Annotated in this window: 15 protein-coding genes and 1 tRNA gene; 10 read left to right on the forward strand and 6 right to left on the reverse strand. The window is 70.1% G+C overall.

Translation table 11 applies throughout. From position 1 onward, the window contains the following. Nucleotides 1–281: 281 nt before the first annotated feature. The 7 genes from BWR60_RS18740 to BWR60_RS37125 all read left to right on the forward strand — a co-directional run bounded on the left by BWR60_RS18740 (nucleotide 282) and on the right by BWR60_RS37125 (nucleotide 6,874). A complete protein-coding gene (locus tag BWR60_RS18740) occupies nucleotides 282–1,604 on the forward strand; it encodes a YbiU family protein (protein ID WP_088152553.1) in 1,323 nt (440 codons plus the stop codon). A 109-nt stretch (nucleotides 1,605–1,713) separates the two neighbouring features. Next, on the forward strand, nucleotides 1,714–1,995 hold the full coding sequence (locus BWR60_RS18745) for a hypothetical protein (RefSeq protein WP_088152554.1): 282 nt from the start codon (nucleotides 1,714–1,716) through the stop codon (nucleotides 1,993–1,995). Between the two features lie 26 nt (nucleotides 1,996–2,021). Continuing rightward, nucleotides 2,022–2,615 (forward strand): methyltransferase domain-containing protein, encoded by a 594-nt coding sequence (locus BWR60_RS18750; RefSeq protein ID WP_088152555.1) that lies wholly within the window; start codon nucleotides 2,022–2,024, stop codon nucleotides 2,613–2,615. Nucleotides 2,616–2,725: 110 nt separating this feature from the next. After that, on the forward strand, nucleotides 2,726–3,820 hold the full coding sequence (locus BWR60_RS18755) for an ABC transporter ATP-binding protein (RefSeq protein ID WP_088152556.1): 1,095 nt from the start codon (nucleotides 2,726–2,728) through the stop codon (nucleotides 3,818–3,820). A gap of 22 nt (nucleotides 3,821–3,842) precedes the next feature. Next, a complete protein-coding gene (locus BWR60_RS18760) occupies nucleotides 3,843–4,805 on the forward strand; it encodes an ABC transporter substrate-binding protein (RefSeq protein WP_088152557.1) in 963 nt (320 codons plus the stop codon). After that, nucleotides 4,802–6,490 (forward strand): ABC transporter permease, encoded by a 1,689-nt coding sequence (locus BWR60_RS18765; protein WP_088152558.1) that lies wholly within the window; start codon nucleotides 4,802–4,804, stop codon nucleotides 6,488–6,490. Before BWR60_RS18760 ends, BWR60_RS18765 begins: the two co-directional genes overlap by 4 nt. 207 nt (nucleotides 6,491–6,697) lie before the next feature. Beyond that, on the forward strand, nucleotides 6,698–6,874 hold the full coding sequence (locus tag BWR60_RS37125) for a hypothetical protein (RefSeq protein ID WP_179221835.1): 177 nt from the start codon (nucleotides 6,698–6,700) through the stop codon (nucleotides 6,872–6,874). Between the two features lie 84 nt (nucleotides 6,875–6,958). Here the strand turns inward: BWR60_RS37125 and BWR60_RS18770 are convergent, their stop codons facing one another. Next, nucleotides 6,959–9,958, reverse strand: a complete 3,000-nt coding sequence (locus tag BWR60_RS18770; RefSeq protein ID WP_088152559.1) for a type III effector HrpK domain-containing protein — start codon at nucleotides 9,956–9,958, stop codon at nucleotides 6,959–6,961. 212 nt (nucleotides 9,959–10,170) lie between these two features. Here BWR60_RS18770 and BWR60_RS18775 point away from each other — a divergent pair, with 212 nt between their 5' ends. The 3 genes from BWR60_RS18775 to BWR60_RS18785 all read left to right on the forward strand — a co-directional run bounded on the left by BWR60_RS18775 (nucleotide 10,171) and on the right by BWR60_RS18785 (nucleotide 11,614). Continuing rightward, nucleotides 10,171–10,683 carry a DUF1643 domain-containing protein gene (locus BWR60_RS18775; RefSeq protein ID WP_088152560.1) on the forward strand — a complete coding sequence of 171 codons (513 nt, stop codon included), beginning with the start codon at nucleotides 10,171–10,173 and terminating at the stop codon, nucleotides 10,681–10,683. A 171-nt stretch (nucleotides 10,684–10,854) separates the two neighbouring features. Continuing rightward, entirely contained in the window at nucleotides 10,855–11,247 is a 393-nt protein-coding gene (locus BWR60_RS18780; protein WP_144445666.1) for a hypothetical protein, read from the forward strand. 73 nt (nucleotides 11,248–11,320) lie between these two features. Then, entirely contained in the window at nucleotides 11,321–11,614 is a 294-nt protein-coding gene (locus BWR60_RS18785) for a hypothetical protein (RefSeq protein WP_088152562.1), read from the forward strand. A 108-nt stretch (nucleotides 11,615–11,722) separates the two neighbouring features. On the opposite strand, the gene BWR60_RS18790 is transcribed toward BWR60_RS18785, so the two are convergent. From BWR60_RS18790 to BWR60_RS18810, 5 genes are all read right to left on the reverse strand, one after another. Further along, nucleotides 11,723–11,798, reverse strand: a tRNA-Lys gene (locus BWR60_RS18790). Between the two features lie 68 nt (nucleotides 11,799–11,866). Continuing rightward, nucleotides 11,867–13,726, reverse strand: coding sequence for a penicillin-binding protein 2 (gene mrdA, locus BWR60_RS18795; protein WP_088152563.1), 1,860 nt, complete (start codon nucleotides 13,724–13,726; stop codon nucleotides 11,867–11,869). Continuing rightward, nucleotides 13,726–14,244: a rod shape-determining protein MreD gene (mreD, locus tag BWR60_RS18800; RefSeq protein ID WP_088152564.1), complete on the reverse strand. Its 519-nt coding sequence runs from the start codon at nucleotides 14,242–14,244 to the stop codon at nucleotides 13,726–13,728. The genes mrdA and mreD overlap by 1 nt, the downstream gene beginning before the upstream one ends. Continuing rightward, entirely contained in the window at nucleotides 14,241–15,110 is an 870-nt protein-coding gene (gene mreC / locus BWR60_RS18805) for a rod shape-determining protein MreC (RefSeq protein WP_088152601.1), read from the reverse strand. The genes mreD and mreC overlap by 4 nt, the downstream gene beginning before the upstream one ends. Before the next feature lie 88 nt (nucleotides 15,111–15,198). Beyond that, nucleotides 15,199–16,233: a rod shape-determining protein gene (locus BWR60_RS18810; RefSeq protein ID WP_088152565.1), complete on the reverse strand. Its 1,035-nt coding sequence runs from the start codon at nucleotides 16,231–16,233 to the stop codon at nucleotides 15,199–15,201. Nucleotides 16,234–16,380: the final 147 nt, after the last annotated feature.

The following is a 16,380-nucleotide window of genomic DNA, read 5'->3' on the forward strand; positions in this document are numbered from 1 at the left end:
ACCCTGCACCCGGCGGGCGGCCGCGTAAAGGAGGCGGTGCCGAGGCGGTTCTTGCTGCGGGAACCCCCTCCCCCTGCCCCCCTCCCGCAAGGGGAGGGGGGACTCCGTTGGCTTGGGCGTCGGGAGCGCTCCTCAACTAGCACAATAGAGTCCCCCCTCCCCTCGCGGGAGGGGGGCAGGGGGAGGGGGTTCCCGCAGCAAGAACCGCCTCGGCACCGCCTCCTTTACGCGGCCGCCCGCCGGGTGCAGGGTGCCCGCTGATGACAGCGTCGGACAGGGCCATGACCGAGATCGATGACGCCGCGCAGGTGCGCGCGGTGAAGCAGGAGCTGCGCGGCGCGATCGGCGACGTCGCCGGGGTGTGGCGGCGGCTGGAGGATGCGGTGCGGCGCGAGGCCGACGCCATCCGCGAGATCGACGCCCGGGGCCGGTCGCCGGTGCCGGTGGTCCGCTTCAGCGACATCGTCGGCAACAGCGTCCCCGCCGAGACGGTGGCCGAGATCCGCCGCCGCGGCACGGCCCTGATCCGCGGCACGGTCGACCGCGACCAGATCACCCGCTGGAACGACGCGGTCGCCGCCTATATCGACGGCAACGGCTATACCAGCCAGAAGGACGACGGCAACCTGCAGAAATATTTCGGCGGGTTGAGCGCCAAGACGCCGCAGATCTTCGCCATCTACTGGTCGCGGCCGCAGGTCGAGGCCCGGCAGCACCCGAACATGGCCGCGGCCCGGCGCTTCATGAACCGGCTGTGGCGCTTCTGCGACACCGGCGACGAGGCGACGGCAGGCCGGATGTTCTTCGACCCCGACCGCGAGGTCACCTATGCCGACCGGGTGCGCCGCCGCGAGCCGGGCGACACCACGCTGGGCCTGTCGCCGCACATGGATGGCGGGTCGATCGAGCGCTGGCTCGACCCCGGCTACCGCCGCGTCTACCGCAATGTGTTCAGCGGCGACTGGGAGCAGCACGACCCGTTCGACGGCGAGTTCCGGGTGGACGCCCGCGAATTCCCGGCGCCGAACACCAGCACCTTCTTCCGCTCCTACCAGGGCTGGCTGGCCCTGACCGGCCAGGGCAAGACCGACGGCACGCTGCAGGTGGTGCCGATGATCCGGCATTCCATCGCCTATCTGCTGCTGCGGCCGCTGCTGGACGACGTGCCGGAGGACCTGATCTGCGGCGCGGCCCGCGGCAAGGCGCAGGCGATCCTGCCGCAATGGCACCAGCCGCTGATCGACGCCCAGGTCTCGATCCCGCATGCCGAGCCGGGCGACACGGTGTGGTGGCACCCGGACTGCATCCACGCGGTGGGGGACGAGCATCGCGGCGCCAACTATTCCAACGTCATGTTCATCGGCGCCGGCCCGCTCTGCGCCAAGAACGCGGAATACGCCGCCCGCCAGCGCGGCCGCTTCCTGGCCGGCGAGACCCCGCCCGACTTCTCGCCCGAGCATCGCGAGAAGGCCTATCTCGGCCGCGGCACCGAGGCCGACCTGACCGATCTCGGCCGCCGCCAGCTGGGGCTGGAGGCCTGGCCGACCGACGGCGCCTCCCCCGCCCGCGCCGCGCTGATCCGCGAGGCCGCCGCCGCGGGGTGACGCGACCCGGTCCTTAATTCGCGGTAAGCCGGTGGCCGACCGGCCGGGATGTCCGTTATCGCCGTGGAAATCCGGTCCGTCGGCCGGACCCCACGACACGGACCTCCCGATGCCGCACACTGCACTGTCCCTGCTCCGGATTGCGGCCGCCGCCGCGGCGGTCGCCACCCTGGCCGGCTGCGTCGCCTACCCCGCCTATCCCGTGCGCCCCCGCCCCGTCGCCGTCGCGCCGGGCCCGGTGGTGGTCGAGCCCGCGGCGGCGCCGCCCGGCGTGGTCTATGTCGCCCCGGTCGGCATGGCCCCGGCGTCCGGCTATCTCTGGCGTTATCATCGGGTCTATGGCTGGGGCTGGTGGCACCCGCATTATGGCTGGCACGCCGGCTGGCGCTGAGCACGTCGCGGAAGGGGGAACAGGCCGTGTCGGACTGGGCCGCGGACAATGATCCGGAGGAGCGCCGCCGCGCCACCATCGCGGCGGCGAAGACGCGGTCGACGCTGATCGACCGCTGGTCGCGAGAAGATGTCGGCAAGCTCGAAAGCTGGGCCGAACGAGCGCGGGCTGCCGCGATCCACGCCCGCCCCGGCATGCGGGTGCTGGACATCGGCTGCGGCGCCATGGCGCTGGAAGGGCTGCTGCCGGAGGGCTGCAGCTACCTGCCGATGGACTGCGTCCGCCGCGACGCGCGCACCATCATCCGCGACCTGAACCGCGAGCCCTTCCCCGAGATCGAGGCCGACATGGCCTTCGGCCTCGGGGTGCTGGAGTATCTCTACGACGTGCCGCGCTTCCTGAGGCAGTTGCGCATGGCGGTGCCCCGCGCCCTGCTGAGCTATCATCCGCTGGACCGCAACATCGGCCGCGACCGCTGGTCGCTCGGCTGGGTCAACGCGCTGAACTCGGTCGAGATGGCGGCCCTGCTGCGCCATGCCGGCTTCAAGAGCGTCACGGTCGTGCCCTACAAGCCGAAGCTGCTGTTCTATCTGGTCGAACGCGCGCCGGCGGCGGGTTGATCGAGAAACCGAAACAAAACAGTCACGCAACTGTCATCCGTCGCCGATAGGCTGCGGCCGCCTGTGCGGAGTCCTTCGGTTCCGCCCTCTGCTCGCCGCGAACCGCCCGGATGCACGCCCGAATCATAGACACCAGCCAGGCCGATGCGGTCGCGACCGCCGGCCTCGGCCATCGCTACGGCACGGCAACGATCCTGGACGGCATCGACCTGTCGCTGCGGCCGGGCCGGATCCTGGCGCTGCTAGGCCCGTCCGGCTGCGGCAAGACCACCCTGCTGCGCCTCGTCGCCGGCCTGCTGGCCCCAAGCACCGGGCGCATCGCGATCGCCGGCACTGTGGTGGCCGACGCCGCCAGCAGCCTGATGCTGCCGCCGGAGCGGCGCGGCCTGGGCATGGTGTTCCAGGACTATGCGCTGTGGCCGCATCTCAGCGTCGGCGCCAATGTCTCCTTCCCGCTGGAGATGCAGCGCGTACCGAAGGCCGAGCGTGCGATACGCGTGGCCGCGGCGCTGGACCGGGTCGGCCTCTCCGGCTTCGGTGACCGGCCGCCCGGCGCCCTGTCCGGCGGCCAGCAGCAGCGCGTCGCCATCGCCCGCGCCATCGTCGCCGAGCCACGGCTGGTGCTGTTCGACGAGCCGCTGTCGAACCTGGACAAGGAACTGCGCGAGAGCCTGGTCGAGGAGATCGGCTCGCTGGTCCGCAGCCTGGGCCTGACCGCGATCTACGTCACCCATGACCAGGCCGAGGCCTTCGCCTTGGCCGACGCGGTCGCGGTGATGCGCGGCGGCGGCATCCTGCAGCTGGACGCGCCGGAGCGGCTGGTGGCCGAGCCCGCCAGCCCCGTGGTGGCGGAGTTCCTGAATCTCGGCAGCCTGCTGCCGGTCGAGGCGTGCGGCGACGCCTGGTGCCTGGCGGGCACGACACTGTGGCTGGCGCCCCGCACGGCGGGAGCGGAGATGGCGGCGACGGCCCTGGTGCCCCGCGCGGCCCTGTCGCTGGTCGACCCGGCGGCGCCCGGCGCGCTGGCCGCCACCGTCCTGCGCTCCCAGTTCCGCGGCGACCGGCATCTGCTGACCCTGCGGCTGGACGCGGCGCCCGGCGTGACGCTGCAGGCTGCCGCCCCCACCCGATACGCCGAGGGGAGCCCGGCCGGGCTCGCCGTCGATGCCGGCGCCCTGCGCCTGTTTCCCCGCACGACCTCATAACCAACCAAGAAGGTTCACGACGATGCGATCCCGTTCCCTTCTCGGCGCCGTCCTGGCGGTCGCCGCCCTGGCCGTGGGCGCCCAGTCCGCCCGCGCCGACATCACCGTCTACTCGGCCGGCCCGGCCGACCTGATCGAGACCCTGGCCAAGGGCTTCACCGCCCAGACCGGCACCAAGGTCGGCGTGTTCCAGGGCACCACCGGCCAGGTCATGGCCCGGATCGAGGCCGAGGCGTCGAACCCGGTGGTCGACGTGCTGATCTCGGCCTCCTGGGACACCGCGACCGACTTCACCAAGCGCGGCTGGCTGGTGACCTACACCAGCCCGAACGCGGCCAAGGTGCCGGACTTCCTGAAGACCCCGACCGCCGTGGCCCAAGGCGTCTCGGCGCTCGGCATCGCCTGGAACCCGCAGAGCGGCACGCCGCGCCCGGCCGACTGGTCGGACCTGACCCAGGCGGCGTTCAAGGACCTGGTCACGGTGCCGGACCCGGCCCAGTCCGGCGCGTCCTTCGAGCTGGTGGCGGCGCTGCAGGGCAAGGCCGGCAACTGGAACCTGTTCGACGGGCTGAAGAGCAACGGCGCGGTCGTCGCCGGCGCCAACGCCCAGGCGCTGAACCCGGTGCTGCAGGGCGCCAAGGCCGCCGTGTTCGGCGCGGTCGACTACATCTCGCTGGGCCAGCACGCCAAGGGCGAGTCGATCGAGGTGATCTTCCCGGCCTCCGGCACCGTCATCGCGCCGCGGCCGGTGATGATCCTGAATTGGTCGAAGCAGCAGGACGAGGCCAAGCGCTTCGTCGACTACATCTTGTCCGACGAGGGCCAGAAGGCGGTCGCCAAGACCTATCTGATCCCGGCGCGCAGCGACATCGCCGCCGACCGGCCGCTGATCAAGGACCTGAACATCCTCAAGGTCGACGCCGCGACGGTGTATCCGAAGCGCAGCGAGATCCTGGCCCAGTTCGCCAAGGCGCTGGGCAAGTGAAGCATGGGGGCACGCGCGGCACGGCGGCGCTGGTCTGGACGACGATCGCCGTCCTGGCCGTCATCGTCGCGCTGCCCCTCCTGTTCATCCTGCTGCAGGCGGTGTTCCCGGGGCTCGGCCAGGGCAGCCTGGCCGAGCCGTTCGGCAAGGTCGGCGAGGTGCTGGGCGACCCGTCGCTGCTGCAGCTGACCCTGAACACCCTGGCGCTGGGCGGCTGCGTCGTCGCCGGCGCCGCTCTGGTCGGCGTGCCGCTGGGGGTGCTGCGCGCCCTGTTCCGGGTGCCGCTGGCGCCGCTGTGGGACGTGCTGATGCTGCTGCCGCTGATGATCCCGCCCTATATCGCCACGCTGGGCTGGATCATGACGCTGCAGCCGCGCGGCTACCTGGCCCAGCTGGTCGGGGTGCATGCCGGGCCCTTCCTATTCTCCTTCCCCGGCATCGTCTTCGTCATGGTGCTGAACATCTTCCCGGTGGTGTATTTCGCGGTGTCGCGCACCGTCGCCGCGGTCGGCGGCCGGCTGGGCGACGTCGCCCGGGTGTTCGGTGCCGGCCCGGCCACCGTGTTCCGCCGCATCACCCTGCCGCTAGCCCTGCCCGGCCTGGCCGCCAGCCTGCTGCTGGCCTTCGCCATGACCATCGAGGAATACGGCACGCCGGCGGCGCTGGGCCGGACGACCGGATTCACCGTGCTGGTCACCGGCATCGACACCCGCATCGCCGACTGGCCGATCGACCTGCCGGGCGCCGCCATCCTGTCGCTGCTGCTGGTGCTGCTGTCGCTGGCCGCCTTCGCGCTGCAGCTGCGGATCCTGGCGAAACGGTCCTATGAGAGCGTCGGCGGCAAGCCGCAGCCGCTGGTGCCGCGGCCGCTCGGCGCCCTGGCGCTGCCGGCCGCGCTGGCCTTCGCCCTGGTGGCGCTGGCCGCCGCCGTGCCGCTGCTGGCGACGCTGGCCACCGCCCTGTCACGGCGCCTGTCCGGCGGACTGGCCCTGAGCAATCTCGGCCTCGACAACTTCGCCGCCATCTTGGACGACAGCGGCGGCGCGCTGCGGGCGCTGGGCAACAGCTTCGCCCTGGGCGGCATCACCGCGCTGATCACCGGCCTCCTGGGCGCCGCCTCGGCCTATTGCGTGGTCCGGCTGAAGCTGCGCGGCCGGCACGTGCTGGACGCGCTGACCGTGCTGCCCAACGCCATCCCCGGCGTGGTGGTCGCGGTCGGGCTGATCCTGGCCTGGAACCAGCCGCTGCTGCCGGCCACGGTCTACAACACCCCGGCGATCCTGCTGCTGGCCTATTGCTGCATCCTGCTGCCCTACCCGGTGCGCTACGCCAACGCCGCGCTGCGCCAGATATCCCCCAGCCTGGAATCGGCCGCGCGGGTGGCCGGCGCCTCGACCCTGACCACCTTCCGCCGCATCGTGCTGCCGCTGATCCTGCCCAACATGGTGGCGGCGATGCTGCTGGTCTTCGCCATCGCCTCGCGCGAGCTGGTGGCGTCGATCCTAGTGGCGCCGGTGGGCATACCGACGATCTCGACCTTCATCTGGCGCCAGTTCGAGCAAGGCTCGGTCGGGCTCGGCATGGCGATGAGCAGCGTCGCCATCGCCCTGACCCTGCTGGTGCCGCTGGTCGCCATGCTGCTCAGCCGCCGCTCCGGCGTCGCAGGGTCCGGCCGCCTGCCCTGAGGCCGCCGGCCGGTCGCTCTTCCTCGTGTTCGAAATCGCTTCCGGACTCGACTCCGGCGCTGTTCTCGTCTAGAACAAATCACGAACAAACATCCCGGCGAGACACCGATGGCCGCGAGACCCGCCGCGACGATGCCCCTGGATTCGCTGCATCGAATCCGCCCCCTCAACCCTGTCCGCCCCAGCTTCCGAGGAGCCGTCCGCCCCATGCGTCCGATCCGGGACATCCGTTCCCAGGCCGATCTCGAGGAGGCGGTGCGGCGCTGCGAGCTGCGCTGGCGCGCCCTGGAGCGGGGCCTGCGCGAGGACGAGATCGCGGCGCTGCTGTCGCTCGGCCTCGAGCGGGCGGAGGCGCAGCTGCGCGCCCTCGGCCCGCGGGGCTGAGGGCGCGGCCGGCGCAGGAGGGGACCATCCGCCCCTCCTTCCGGCCATCCGCCTCCTGGTCGGCGGAGGCCGGCGGCGCGGGCGTCAGGACGTGCCGCTGCCGCTGTCGGGCCAGTCCTCCTCCGGGACGTCCCAGATGTCGCCGTTCTTCACGCCGTCGATCTCGTACTTGGTCAGATAACTGCTCAGCAGCTCTCCGAAATCATCGGCCCGCTTCTGCTGCTTGCCCTCGGCGATCAGGCCCGGAAGGAGCAGCGCCAGCGCGCCGACACCCGCCGCGGCCAGTCCGAAGACGCCACCCGCCAGCGCCGGGATCAGCCGGGCCACGTTGGGGGCGAACAGCGCCAGCCCGCCCTCGACGGCGGAGGCCAGGCCCGCGATCGCCCCTAGCGAGCCCGAGGCGATGCTGATGCCGCCGGTGACCGTGTCGCCCTTCCGGATCGCCTGGACGCCGTCGAAGATGCCGTAGGCGCCGGCGGCGATGCCGACGATGCCGCCCAGGCCCTTGGCCGCCTGCTCCAGCTTGCCCAGGTTGGAGGACAGCTTGTCGGTGAGTTTGTCCTTATCCTGCAGCGCCTGGCTTTCCGGCGAGACATCGTCGAGCAGCGAGCCGACATGGTCGAGAAGATCGCCCTGCAGCTTGCCCTTCACGCCCGTCAGATAGTCCCGGTAGCCCTTGACGCCGCCCTCCGTCATGATCGTCGCGGTCTGGATCGAGCCGGTGGTGATGTCGACGATCTGCCGGTCGGTCAGCTTGCCGGAGCCGCTGGCGCCCTTGGCGATGGTGACACCGGCCAGGAACAGGCCGCTGACGCCGTGCAGGACGCCCTTGTCGGCGGCGCCCTTGACCGACGAATCCGGGCTGAACAGCTTGAGCTCGTTGACCGTCTTCGCGCCCTGGCGCAGCAGGTCCCAGTCGCCCCGGAAGCCGGCCAGGATCTGGTCCGGCTTCGCCACCGTCCCGTCCTGGTTGATGAACAGCTCCGGATTGTCCTTGCCGACCTGCTCGATGTAGGACTTGACCTTCTCCTCATCCAGCGTGTCGCCGCCATTGACGCCGAACGCCGTCTTCATGTCGTCGAACGACACGTCCTTGAAGGCGTTCTCCTGGGCGATCCGGGTGAAGTTCTCGCTCAGCTGCTTGTCGAACTTGCCGGTGAATTCGGGGTCGAGGGCGGCGTTGTACAGCGCGACCTCCATGCTGTACGCACTGGTGGCCTTCTCGAAGGAATTGGTCTTCAGCAGCTCGGTCAGGCGATCGCCGGACGCCAGCGACTTCTCGTAGAAATCCCGGAACTCGCCGGCGTGCTTGGAGTTCTTGACCGCGCCCTGGATATCCGCCGCGTCCTTGATGCCCAGGGCGCCCTGGAACGCCTGCGCCGACCCGAAGAATTCGGCTAGGACGGCCTGCTGATCCGTCTTGCCGTCCTTCGTCCTCGCGTCCCACAGGCCGTCGAGGGTCTTGCCGGACTTGATCTCGCTGTCATAGCTCTTCTGCAGGGCGTCCTTCAGGCCCTTGTTGTCGTCCAGCAACTTGGTGATCTGCTTGGCGCTGTTCTCGCCCAGATACTTCACCACCTCGGGGTCGCTCTGCAGGGTCTCGATGTGGTCGTTGACGTCCTCGAGCAGCTTCTGCGGATCCGGATGGCTGCGCACGCGGTTGGCGATGCTGACGATGGAGTAGTCGTCCTTCCACATGCCGGCCGCGGCGCCCTGGGTGATCAGCTGCTGCGCGGTCAGCAGGTCCTGCAGAGCGGCGGCCTTTTCCTCGGTGGAGTGCTTCTCCGGGTGCTCGAAGATGTCCTTGTCCAGCTTGCTGGTGTCGACGCCCGAGACGGTGTTCCGGTCGGCGACGCCGGACAGGAACGAGATGGCCGAGGCGGCATCCTTCGGGGCCTGGCTCGTCAGCCAGTTCTTGACGTCGCCCTGGCTGAGCTTGCCGTCGGGCTTGAGCTTCAGCGGGTCCTGGGCCGTCTCGATCGTGCCGAACGCGCCGGGCTGCGACCAGAAATCCAGCGCTTCCTTGAATTCCTGGCTGATCTGCGGGTTCTCGTCCTTGTATTTTTTCAGGGCGTCGGCCGTCAGGGTGTCGCCCGAGCCGGTCTTGCCCCGGATCGCATCGAAATTCTCGCCGAGGATGGCACCGTACAGGGCGATCTTCTTCGACGCGTCGTCGGCGTCGGGGTTGGCCTTCAGGAAATCCTTATAAGCGCCGATGTCCTCCGGCTTCTTCACGTCCCTGATGGTCTCGAAGCCGTATTTGCCGAAATCCTGAAGTCGTCCGGCCTCGGTGCCGTGCCTGGCCTCGCCGCTCTTGGTGAAGCCGTCGATGCTGCTGTTGGCGACGTCGTCGCCGGACAGCGCGTTGTCGTCCTCGTCCATCATCGTGACGCGATCGAGAACCTGGATCGCCCGGTAGGCGGCATCGGCGTCGTGCTCGAAATCGCCGACCCGCTCCTTCAGCATGTCCTTGACGCCGCTCTGGTTCCCCAGGTTCTTCAGCAGGGGGTTGCCGTCGATGATGTCCTGCGCCGAGCGCTTGTCGCCGTCCGGCAGCTCCCATTTGATGCCCGCCTTCTCGGCCTGCGCGCGGGCGTCCTTGTCATCGCCGGCTGAGGCCGGGGTCTCCAGCTTGCCCTTCAGGTTGTCGAAGCCGTATTTGCCGAAATCCTGCAGGCGGCCGGCCTCGGTACCGTGCCGGGCGTCGCCGCCCTTGGTGAAGCCGTCGACACGGCCGTTGTTGACGTCGTTGCCGGCGATCCTGTTGCCGTCCTCGTCGAACTTCTCGACATGCTCGAGAACCTGCACCGCCCGGTACGCGGCGTCGGCATCCGTATCGATGTCGCCGACCCGCTTCTCCAGCATGTCCCTGACGCCGCTCTGGTTCCCCAGGTCGCGCAGCAGCGGCGTATCGTTGATGATGTCCTGCGCCGAGCGATTGTCACCCTTCGGCCGCTCCCACTGTATTCCCGCATCCTTGGCTGCTTTCGTGGCCTCTTCCCAAGCATTGACGGTTTCGGGGTCCGTTTCCGACTTGGCCTTGCTTGGGCCCGGATGGGTGGTCGCGGCGTCGATCTTCACCATGTGACTCGCTTCTCCTGCTCCCGCTTCAGTCCGATGAGACCGAGGATCGCATCGAGCCTAGGGCCAGCATGTGAAGTGCATGTGACAGGACAGGGCCTTTTTTCCTACGAGCCCCCACCGCCGGTCACGCCGTCGTGCCCGCCCGGCGTGATTAGGGCGCGACGCCGCCGCGGGGCTGGGCTAAGAACGGCCGATCCCGACCGGAGACCGGCATGGTTCAGCCCGACCTGTTCACCGATCGCGGCGCCGTCTTCAGCGATTGCGGCCGCTATCGCACCCTGCTGTGGCGGCGCTGGGACCCGGCGGTGCCGCCGGCCAACTTCCTGCTGCTGAACCCGTCCACCGCCGACGAGATCAGGAACGACCCGACGGTCGAGCGCTGCGAGCGCCGGGCCCGGGCGATGGGCTATGGCGGGCTGATCGTCACCAACGCTTTCGCCCTGCGCTCGACCGACCCCAAGGCGCTCTATGCCGAGGCCGATCCGGTCGGTCCCGGCAACCCCGAGGCGATCGTCGAGGCCGCCCGGGCCGCGGCGCTGGTGGTCTGCGGCTGGGGCCGGCATTGCGACGCCGTGCGTCCCGGCTGGGGCCGCGCGCTGCTGCGGATGCTGGGCGATGCGGGAACGGTGCCGCACGCCTTGGCCATCACCGCCGACGGATCGCCCAAGCACCCGCTCTATGTCGGCTACGCGGTGCAGCCGGCGCCGGTGCCCGCCATCGCCTGAGAGGCCTGCGGCGCCCCTCGCCTCCGCCGGCGCGCCGGCTTAAGATCGAGGCGATCCGGGGGTTCCCGTCGGACCCGGCCGCCGCCCCTCCCGGATCGCGCGAGGGGATGCATGCTCCAGGCCTCCAGGGACCGACGCCCGCTGACCAGCCGTGATCCGGACAGCCAGCGCATGCCCGGCCTCGCGGTCGCGCTGCACGCCCTCGGCATCCTTCTCTTCGTCGCCGGCCTCCTGGCCGGCTATGTCCTGGCCGCCCGGCTGATCGGCACCGCCAACCTGCTCGGCCAGGTCTCCGCCCTGATCCCCGACCGGCCCGCCGACATGCTGGCGGCGCCGGATGCCCGCATCTCGGCGCTGGCCGACATGATCGGCGACGGGCCGGGGCTGGGCCGGCAGCTGCGGACCGAGGCCTGGACCATGGGCGGCGGCGCCGTGGTCGCCGGGCTGGTGCTGTGGCTGCTCTGTGCCGGCCTAGCCTCGACCCTGTCCCGGCTGCAGCGGATCGAGGCGGCGCTGCATTTTGGGTCCGCCCGCCCATCCCGGCCGGAATTCACGAAGGATTAACGACCACTGTCCTATTCCCGCACCAAACAGGCTTCGGCCGACAAGCCTGCATTGGAGTCGGAGGTCGAGATCCATGGCCGGAGGCCAGCCCCGCGCGCCGCGTTCCGAGATCGCCGAATGGGCTGCCCGCTACCTGGAGCGGCTGGACCAGCCCTTCGACGATTGGGAGGCCGATTTCTTCCGCCGCGGCTGCAGCTTCCTGTCGCGCCGCCTGGCCACCGGCGCCGCCTCCAGCTGGCGCTCGATGACGCTGCCGCCGGAGCGGCGCGACGAGGTCTATTCCGGCCCCCTCGCCGCCCGGCCGCTGACCGTCGAGGAAACCGCCCGGCTCCGCGGCATGCTGCAGCGGATCGTAAGGGAGGGGTGAGAGAGCGGCGGTCATGAGCGCCGGCGTCGTCACCCAGGTCGCCCGGGACGGATCGCGGGCAAAAAGAAAGGCCCGCCGAAGCGAGCCTGCTCTTTCCATCCCGCGAACTGGTGGGCGCACTAGGGCTCGAACCTAGGACCCGCTGATTAAGAGTCAGCTGCTCTACCAACTGAGCTATGCGCCCGTTCGCTCGGGACGGCCGGTGATATAGCCGCCGGCCGGACGGGTTGCAACCCTTTCTTCACGAAAGTCTCAACCTTTATCGCTGCCCTCTCCCGGGGCGGCCGACAGGAGGCGCCGGCCGGACTCGCGCTGCTGGCATTCCAGCAGGATGTCGCGGGCGATCGGGGCCGCGTATTCGCTGCCGCCGCCGCCATGCTCGACGATCACCGAGCAGGCGTAGCGCGGCGCGCCGACCGGGGCGTAGGCGACGAACCAGGCGTGGTGGCGCTGGTTCCACGGCCAGTTGTCCGGGTTCACGCCGGCGGCGCGCTCGGCCATGGTGATGCGGCGGACCTGGCTGGTACCGCTCTTGCCACCCATCTCCATGCCCTTCTGCTTGATCTGCGACCGCTTGCCGGTGCCGCGGGTCATCACCGCGACCGTGCCCTCGATCACCGTGTCGATATGGCTCTTGGCGACGCCGATCGGCGGCGCGTCCGGCACCTCGGGCATCGCCTCGCCGCCGACCGCCATGACCAGCCGCGGCACCACCGCCTTGCCGCCATTGACCAGCCGCGCGGTCATGGTGGCGAGCTGCAGCGGCGTCGCCAGCACATAGCCCTGGCCGATGCCGGCGATCAGCGATTCGCCCATCTGCCAGGAGGTGCCCATCGCGCCCTCCTTCCAGGCCTTGTCCGGCATCAGCCCCGGCCGCTCGTTCGGCAGGTCGACGCCGAGCTTCTGGCCGATGCCGAACTTGCGGGCGCCCTCGGCCAGCCGGTCGATGCCCAGCCGCCGCGCCATCTCGTAGAAATAGACGTCGCAGGACTGGGCCATGGCGTCGACCACGTTCAGGCTGCCATGGCCGCCGCGCTTCCAGCAGTGGAAGCGGTGGTCGCCGAGATCGACATAGCCGGGGCAGAACACCCGCTGGTCCGGCGTGACCACCCCGGCCTCCAGCGCCGTCGCCGCCACCGCGATCTTGAAGGTCGACCCCGGCGGGTACTGGCCGTTGATCACCTTGTTGTTGAGGATGCCGTACGGATCTTCGACCAGGCGGCGCCAATCGGTCGTGCTGATGCCGTTCGGGAACAGGTTGGCGTCGAAGGACGGGTGCGAGGCCATGGCCAGCACGTCGCCGCTGTGCACGTCCATGATCACGGCGGCGGCGCTGAACTCGGTCTTCAGCCGCTCCATGACGTAGCGCTGCAGATCGAAATCGATGGTCAGCCGCACCTCCTGGCCCGGCTTGCCCTCGTCGCGGTTCAGCTCGCGGATCACCCGGCCGACGGCGTTGACCTCGACCTGGCTCGACCCGGCGACGCCGCGCAGGTCGGTCTCGTACTGCCGCTCGATCCCCGACTTGCCGATGCGGAAGCCCGGCAGGCTCAGCACCGGCTCCCCGGTCAGGTCGGCCTCGGCCACCGCGCCGACATAGCCGATGATATGGGCCATCTCGACGCCGAACGGATAGCGGCGGGATTCGCCGACCTCGATCGACAGGCCCGGCAGCTCCGGCCCGTTGACGTCGATCCAGGAGACCTGGTCCCAGCTGAGGTTCTCCTTCACCGTCACCGGCACGAAGGCGCGGCGGCGCTTGACGTCGCGGATGATGCGGGCCAGGTCGGCATCGGTCAGCGGCACGTTCTGCCCCAGCCGGCCGAGCACGCCCTGGATGTCCTTCGCCTCCTCCGCCACCAGCACGACGCGGAAGTTCTGGTCGTTCACCGCCATCTGGGCGCCGAAGCGGTCGGTGATCAGGCCGCGCGACGGGGCCAGGAGCCGCATGTTGATGCGGTTGGATTCGGCCAGGACCTTGTAGCGGTCGCTCTCCTCGACCTGGAGGTAGTAGAGCCGCCCGCCCAGCACGCCGAGCAGGCCGAGCTTCAGCCCGCCGAGGGCCAAAGCGCGGCGGGTGAATCCGCGCGAGCGGTCCGCGTCGCGGTCCATCAGTCCGCCGCCCGCAGGAAGCCGCGATGCACCTGGATGAACAGCCAGGCCAGCGGCGGGAAGATGGCGATGGTCACGGCCAGCCGGATCAGGAGCGGCCGCGGCGGCACCACGGCGACGTCGTAGAGGCCGACGCCGATCCATTCGACCAGGGTGACCGCGGCGGCCAGCACGGCGAAGCCGAGCCACAGCACCGCGAAGGGCTGCCCGGCCAGGAAGCGGCGCTGGCGCAGCAGCACCCACTGGCACAGGAGCAGGATCGCGGCGTGCAGGCCTATCGGCGAATCGGTCAGCGCGTCATGCAGCAGGCCGACCAGGAACAAGAGCCACATCGGCATCAGGTCCGGCCGGTACACGCCCCAGTAATAGACCGAGGCCAGCGGCAGCAGCGGCGCGATGCTGCTGTAATAGGGCAGCTGCGTCGGGGTCACGCCGACCAGCACCAGGATCAGCGTCACGGCCCCGGGGGCGGCGTGGCGGGCGGCGAGGTCGAGCTTGTGCAGCAGGTCCCCGGTCATTGCGCGAAGCCGGGCACGGGCTGCATCGCCATGCCGGGATCGAGCGTGCGGAAATCGACGACCTTGACGTAGGGGATGGCCTCGAGCGGCTCGATCGGCTGGATCCGGATGGTGGCGTCCTGCGCCGCGGCGACGACGCCGACCGGCAGGCCGGCCGGGAACATGCCGCCGGCGCCGGAGGTGACGATGCGGTCGCCGACCCGGATCGAGGCGTCCGGCGGCAGGTACAGGAGGCGCGGCCGGTCGGTGTTGTCGCCACCGACCACGGCGCGCTGCTGGGTGCGCTCGATCGTCACCGGGATGCGGGCGTTGAGGTCGGTGATCAGCAGCACCCGGGCGGAATGGTCGCCGGTCTCGACGATCCGGCCGATCAGGCCGCGGCCGCCGAGCACCGCCTGGCCGTCGCGGATGCCGTTGGCGGATCCCAGATTGATCGTCAGGCTGCGCACGAAGGCGCCGCCATTGTCAGCCACCACCCGGGCGGTGAGGAAGGAATGGGCCGAATCCGGGGTGTAGTTCAGCAGGTTGCGCAGCGTCAGGTTCTCGGCCTCCAGCCGGAACGCGACGTCCTGGTACTGATGCAGCGTCGACAGCTCCTGCCGCAGCCGGGCGTTCTCGCCGCGGATGTCGGACAGGCTCTGCACCTCGGTCACCAGCCGGGCGACGCTGGCCGCCGGGCGCGACATGGCGTCGAGGATCGGCGCCACCGCGTCGACCACGCGAGCGCGGACGCCATCCAGCAACACGGCGTCGATCTTGCCGACCATCAGCAGGCTGACCGCGGCGAACAGCAGGAGGCCGAAGGAGAATCGGTGAGCGACGGCCCTGACTGCCGCGATGCGAACCGCCGGTCTGCTCCGTTGCATCACCCGCATGTTCCGTCCGTCGCCAACGGTTGCAGCGGGGCCCTCGCCGTACCCCGCTATGCCCTTACAATAACGCCGCTTTCAGATCTCAGTAAGCACTGATGAGGACCGCCTGCAGCGATCGCTCCTCCAGCGCCCGGCCCGTGCCCAGCGCGACGCAGGATAGCGGGTCGTCGGCGATCGACACCGGCAGGCCGGTCGAGTGCCGCAGCACCAGGTCGAGATTGCCGAGCAGCGAGCCGCCGCCGGTCAGGACAATGCCCTTGTCGACGATGTCGGCGGCCAGCTCCGGCGCCGTATGCTCCAGCGCCACCTTCACCGCCTCGACGATCTGGCTGATCGGCTCGGCCAGGCTCTCGGCGATCTGGCGCTCGGAGATCAGGAGCTCCTTCGGCACGCCGTTCAAGAGGTCGCGGCCGCGGATCTCCATGTAGCGGCCCTCGCCGTCCTCCGGCGGGGCGGCGGAGCCGATCTCCTTCTTGATCCGCTCGGCCGAGCCCTCGCCGATCAGGAGGTTATGGTTGCGGCGGATATAGGCGATGATCGCCTCGTCCATCTTGTCGCCGCCGACGCGGACCGAGCGGGAAGAGACGATGCCGCCCAGCGACAGCACCGCCACCTCGGTGGTGCCGCCGCCGATGTCGACGATCATGCTGCCGGTCGGCTGGGTCACCGGCAGGCCGGCGCCAATCGCCGCCGCCATCGGCTCCTCGATCAGGCGGACCCGGCGGGCCCCGGCGCTCTCGGCCGATTCCTGGATCGCCCGGCGCTCGACCGCGGTCGAGCCGGAGGGCACGCAGATGATCATCTCCGGCGCCGCGAAGCTGCGCCGGTTGGTGACCTTGCGGATGAAATGCTTGATCATTTCCTCCGCCACCTCGAAATCGGCGATGACGCCGTCGCGGAGGGGGCGGATGGCGATGATGCTGCCCGGGGTGCGGCCCAGCATCAGCTTGGCCTCGTCGCCGACCGCCAGGACCTGCTTCTTGCCGCGGTGCGTCTGGATCGCCACGACCGACGGTTCGTTCAGCACGATGCCCCGGCCCTTGACGTAGACCAGCGTGTTCGCCGTGCCCAGGTCGATGGCGATGTCGGCGGAAAGGAAACCGAAGAAATTGAACATGCGACGGTGATTTCCTGTCAGCCGGACTCGGCTGGGATGGGCCAGTGCGAGAAACGGGAACGGCGGGCCGATCCCGCCGCCGCGTTGCTTTAGACCAGCCCGGTCCGAGTCTCAAGCGGAGAGTCGGCGCGACTCGGGGCGCCCGGA

The organism is Inquilinus limosus, from assembly GCF_002195995.1.
GTDB lineage: Bacteria > Pseudomonadota > Alphaproteobacteria > DSM-16000 > Inquilinaceae > Inquilinus > Inquilinus limosus_C.

Excerpts from the sequence above, each read along its gene's own strand:
- BWR60_RS18740 (WP_088152553.1), top strand. The coding sequence starts at position 282 with ATGACCGAGATCGATGACGCCGCGCAGGTGCGCGCGGTGAAGCAGGAG.
- BWR60_RS18745 (WP_088152554.1), top strand. The coding sequence starts at position 1,714 with ATGCCGCACACTGCACTGTCCCTGCTCCGGATTGCGGCCGCCGCCGCG.
- BWR60_RS18755 (WP_088152556.1), top strand. The coding sequence starts at position 2,726 with ATGCACGCCCGAATCATAGACACCAGCCAGGCCGATGCGGTCGCGACC.
- BWR60_RS18760 (WP_088152557.1), top strand. The coding sequence starts at position 3,843 with ATGCGATCCCGTTCCCTTCTCGGCGCCGTCCTGGCGGTCGCCGCCCTG.
- BWR60_RS37125 (WP_179221835.1), top strand. The coding sequence starts at position 6,698 with ATGCGTCCGATCCGGGACATCCGTTCCCAGGCCGATCTCGAGGAGGCG.
- BWR60_RS18770 (WP_088152559.1), bottom strand. The coding sequence starts at position 9,958 with ATGGTGAAGATCGACGCCGCGACCACCCATCCGGGCCCAAGCAAGGCC.
- BWR60_RS18775 (WP_088152560.1), top strand. The coding sequence starts at position 10,171 with ATGGTTCAGCCCGACCTGTTCACCGATCGCGGCGCCGTCTTCAGCGAT.
- BWR60_RS18780 (WP_144445666.1), top strand. The coding sequence starts at position 10,855 with ATGCCCGGCCTCGCGGTCGCGCTGCACGCCCTCGGCATCCTTCTCTTC.
- BWR60_RS18785 (WP_088152562.1), top strand. The coding sequence starts at position 11,321 with ATGGCCGGAGGCCAGCCCCGCGCGCCGCGTTCCGAGATCGCCGAATGG.
- mrdA (WP_088152563.1), bottom strand. The coding sequence starts at position 13,726 with ATGGACCGCGACGCGGACCGCTCGCGCGGATTCACCCGCCGCGCTTTG.
- mreD (WP_088152564.1), bottom strand. The coding sequence starts at position 14,244 with ATGACCGGGGACCTGCTGCACAAGCTCGACCTCGCCGCCCGCCACGCC.
- mreC (WP_088152601.1), bottom strand. The coding sequence starts at position 15,110 with ATGCAACGGAGCAGACCGGCGGTTCGCATCGCGGCAGTCAGGGCCGTC.
- BWR60_RS18810 (WP_088152565.1), bottom strand. The coding sequence starts at position 16,233 with ATGTTCAATTTCTTCGGTTTCCTTTCCGCCGACATCGCCATCGACCTG.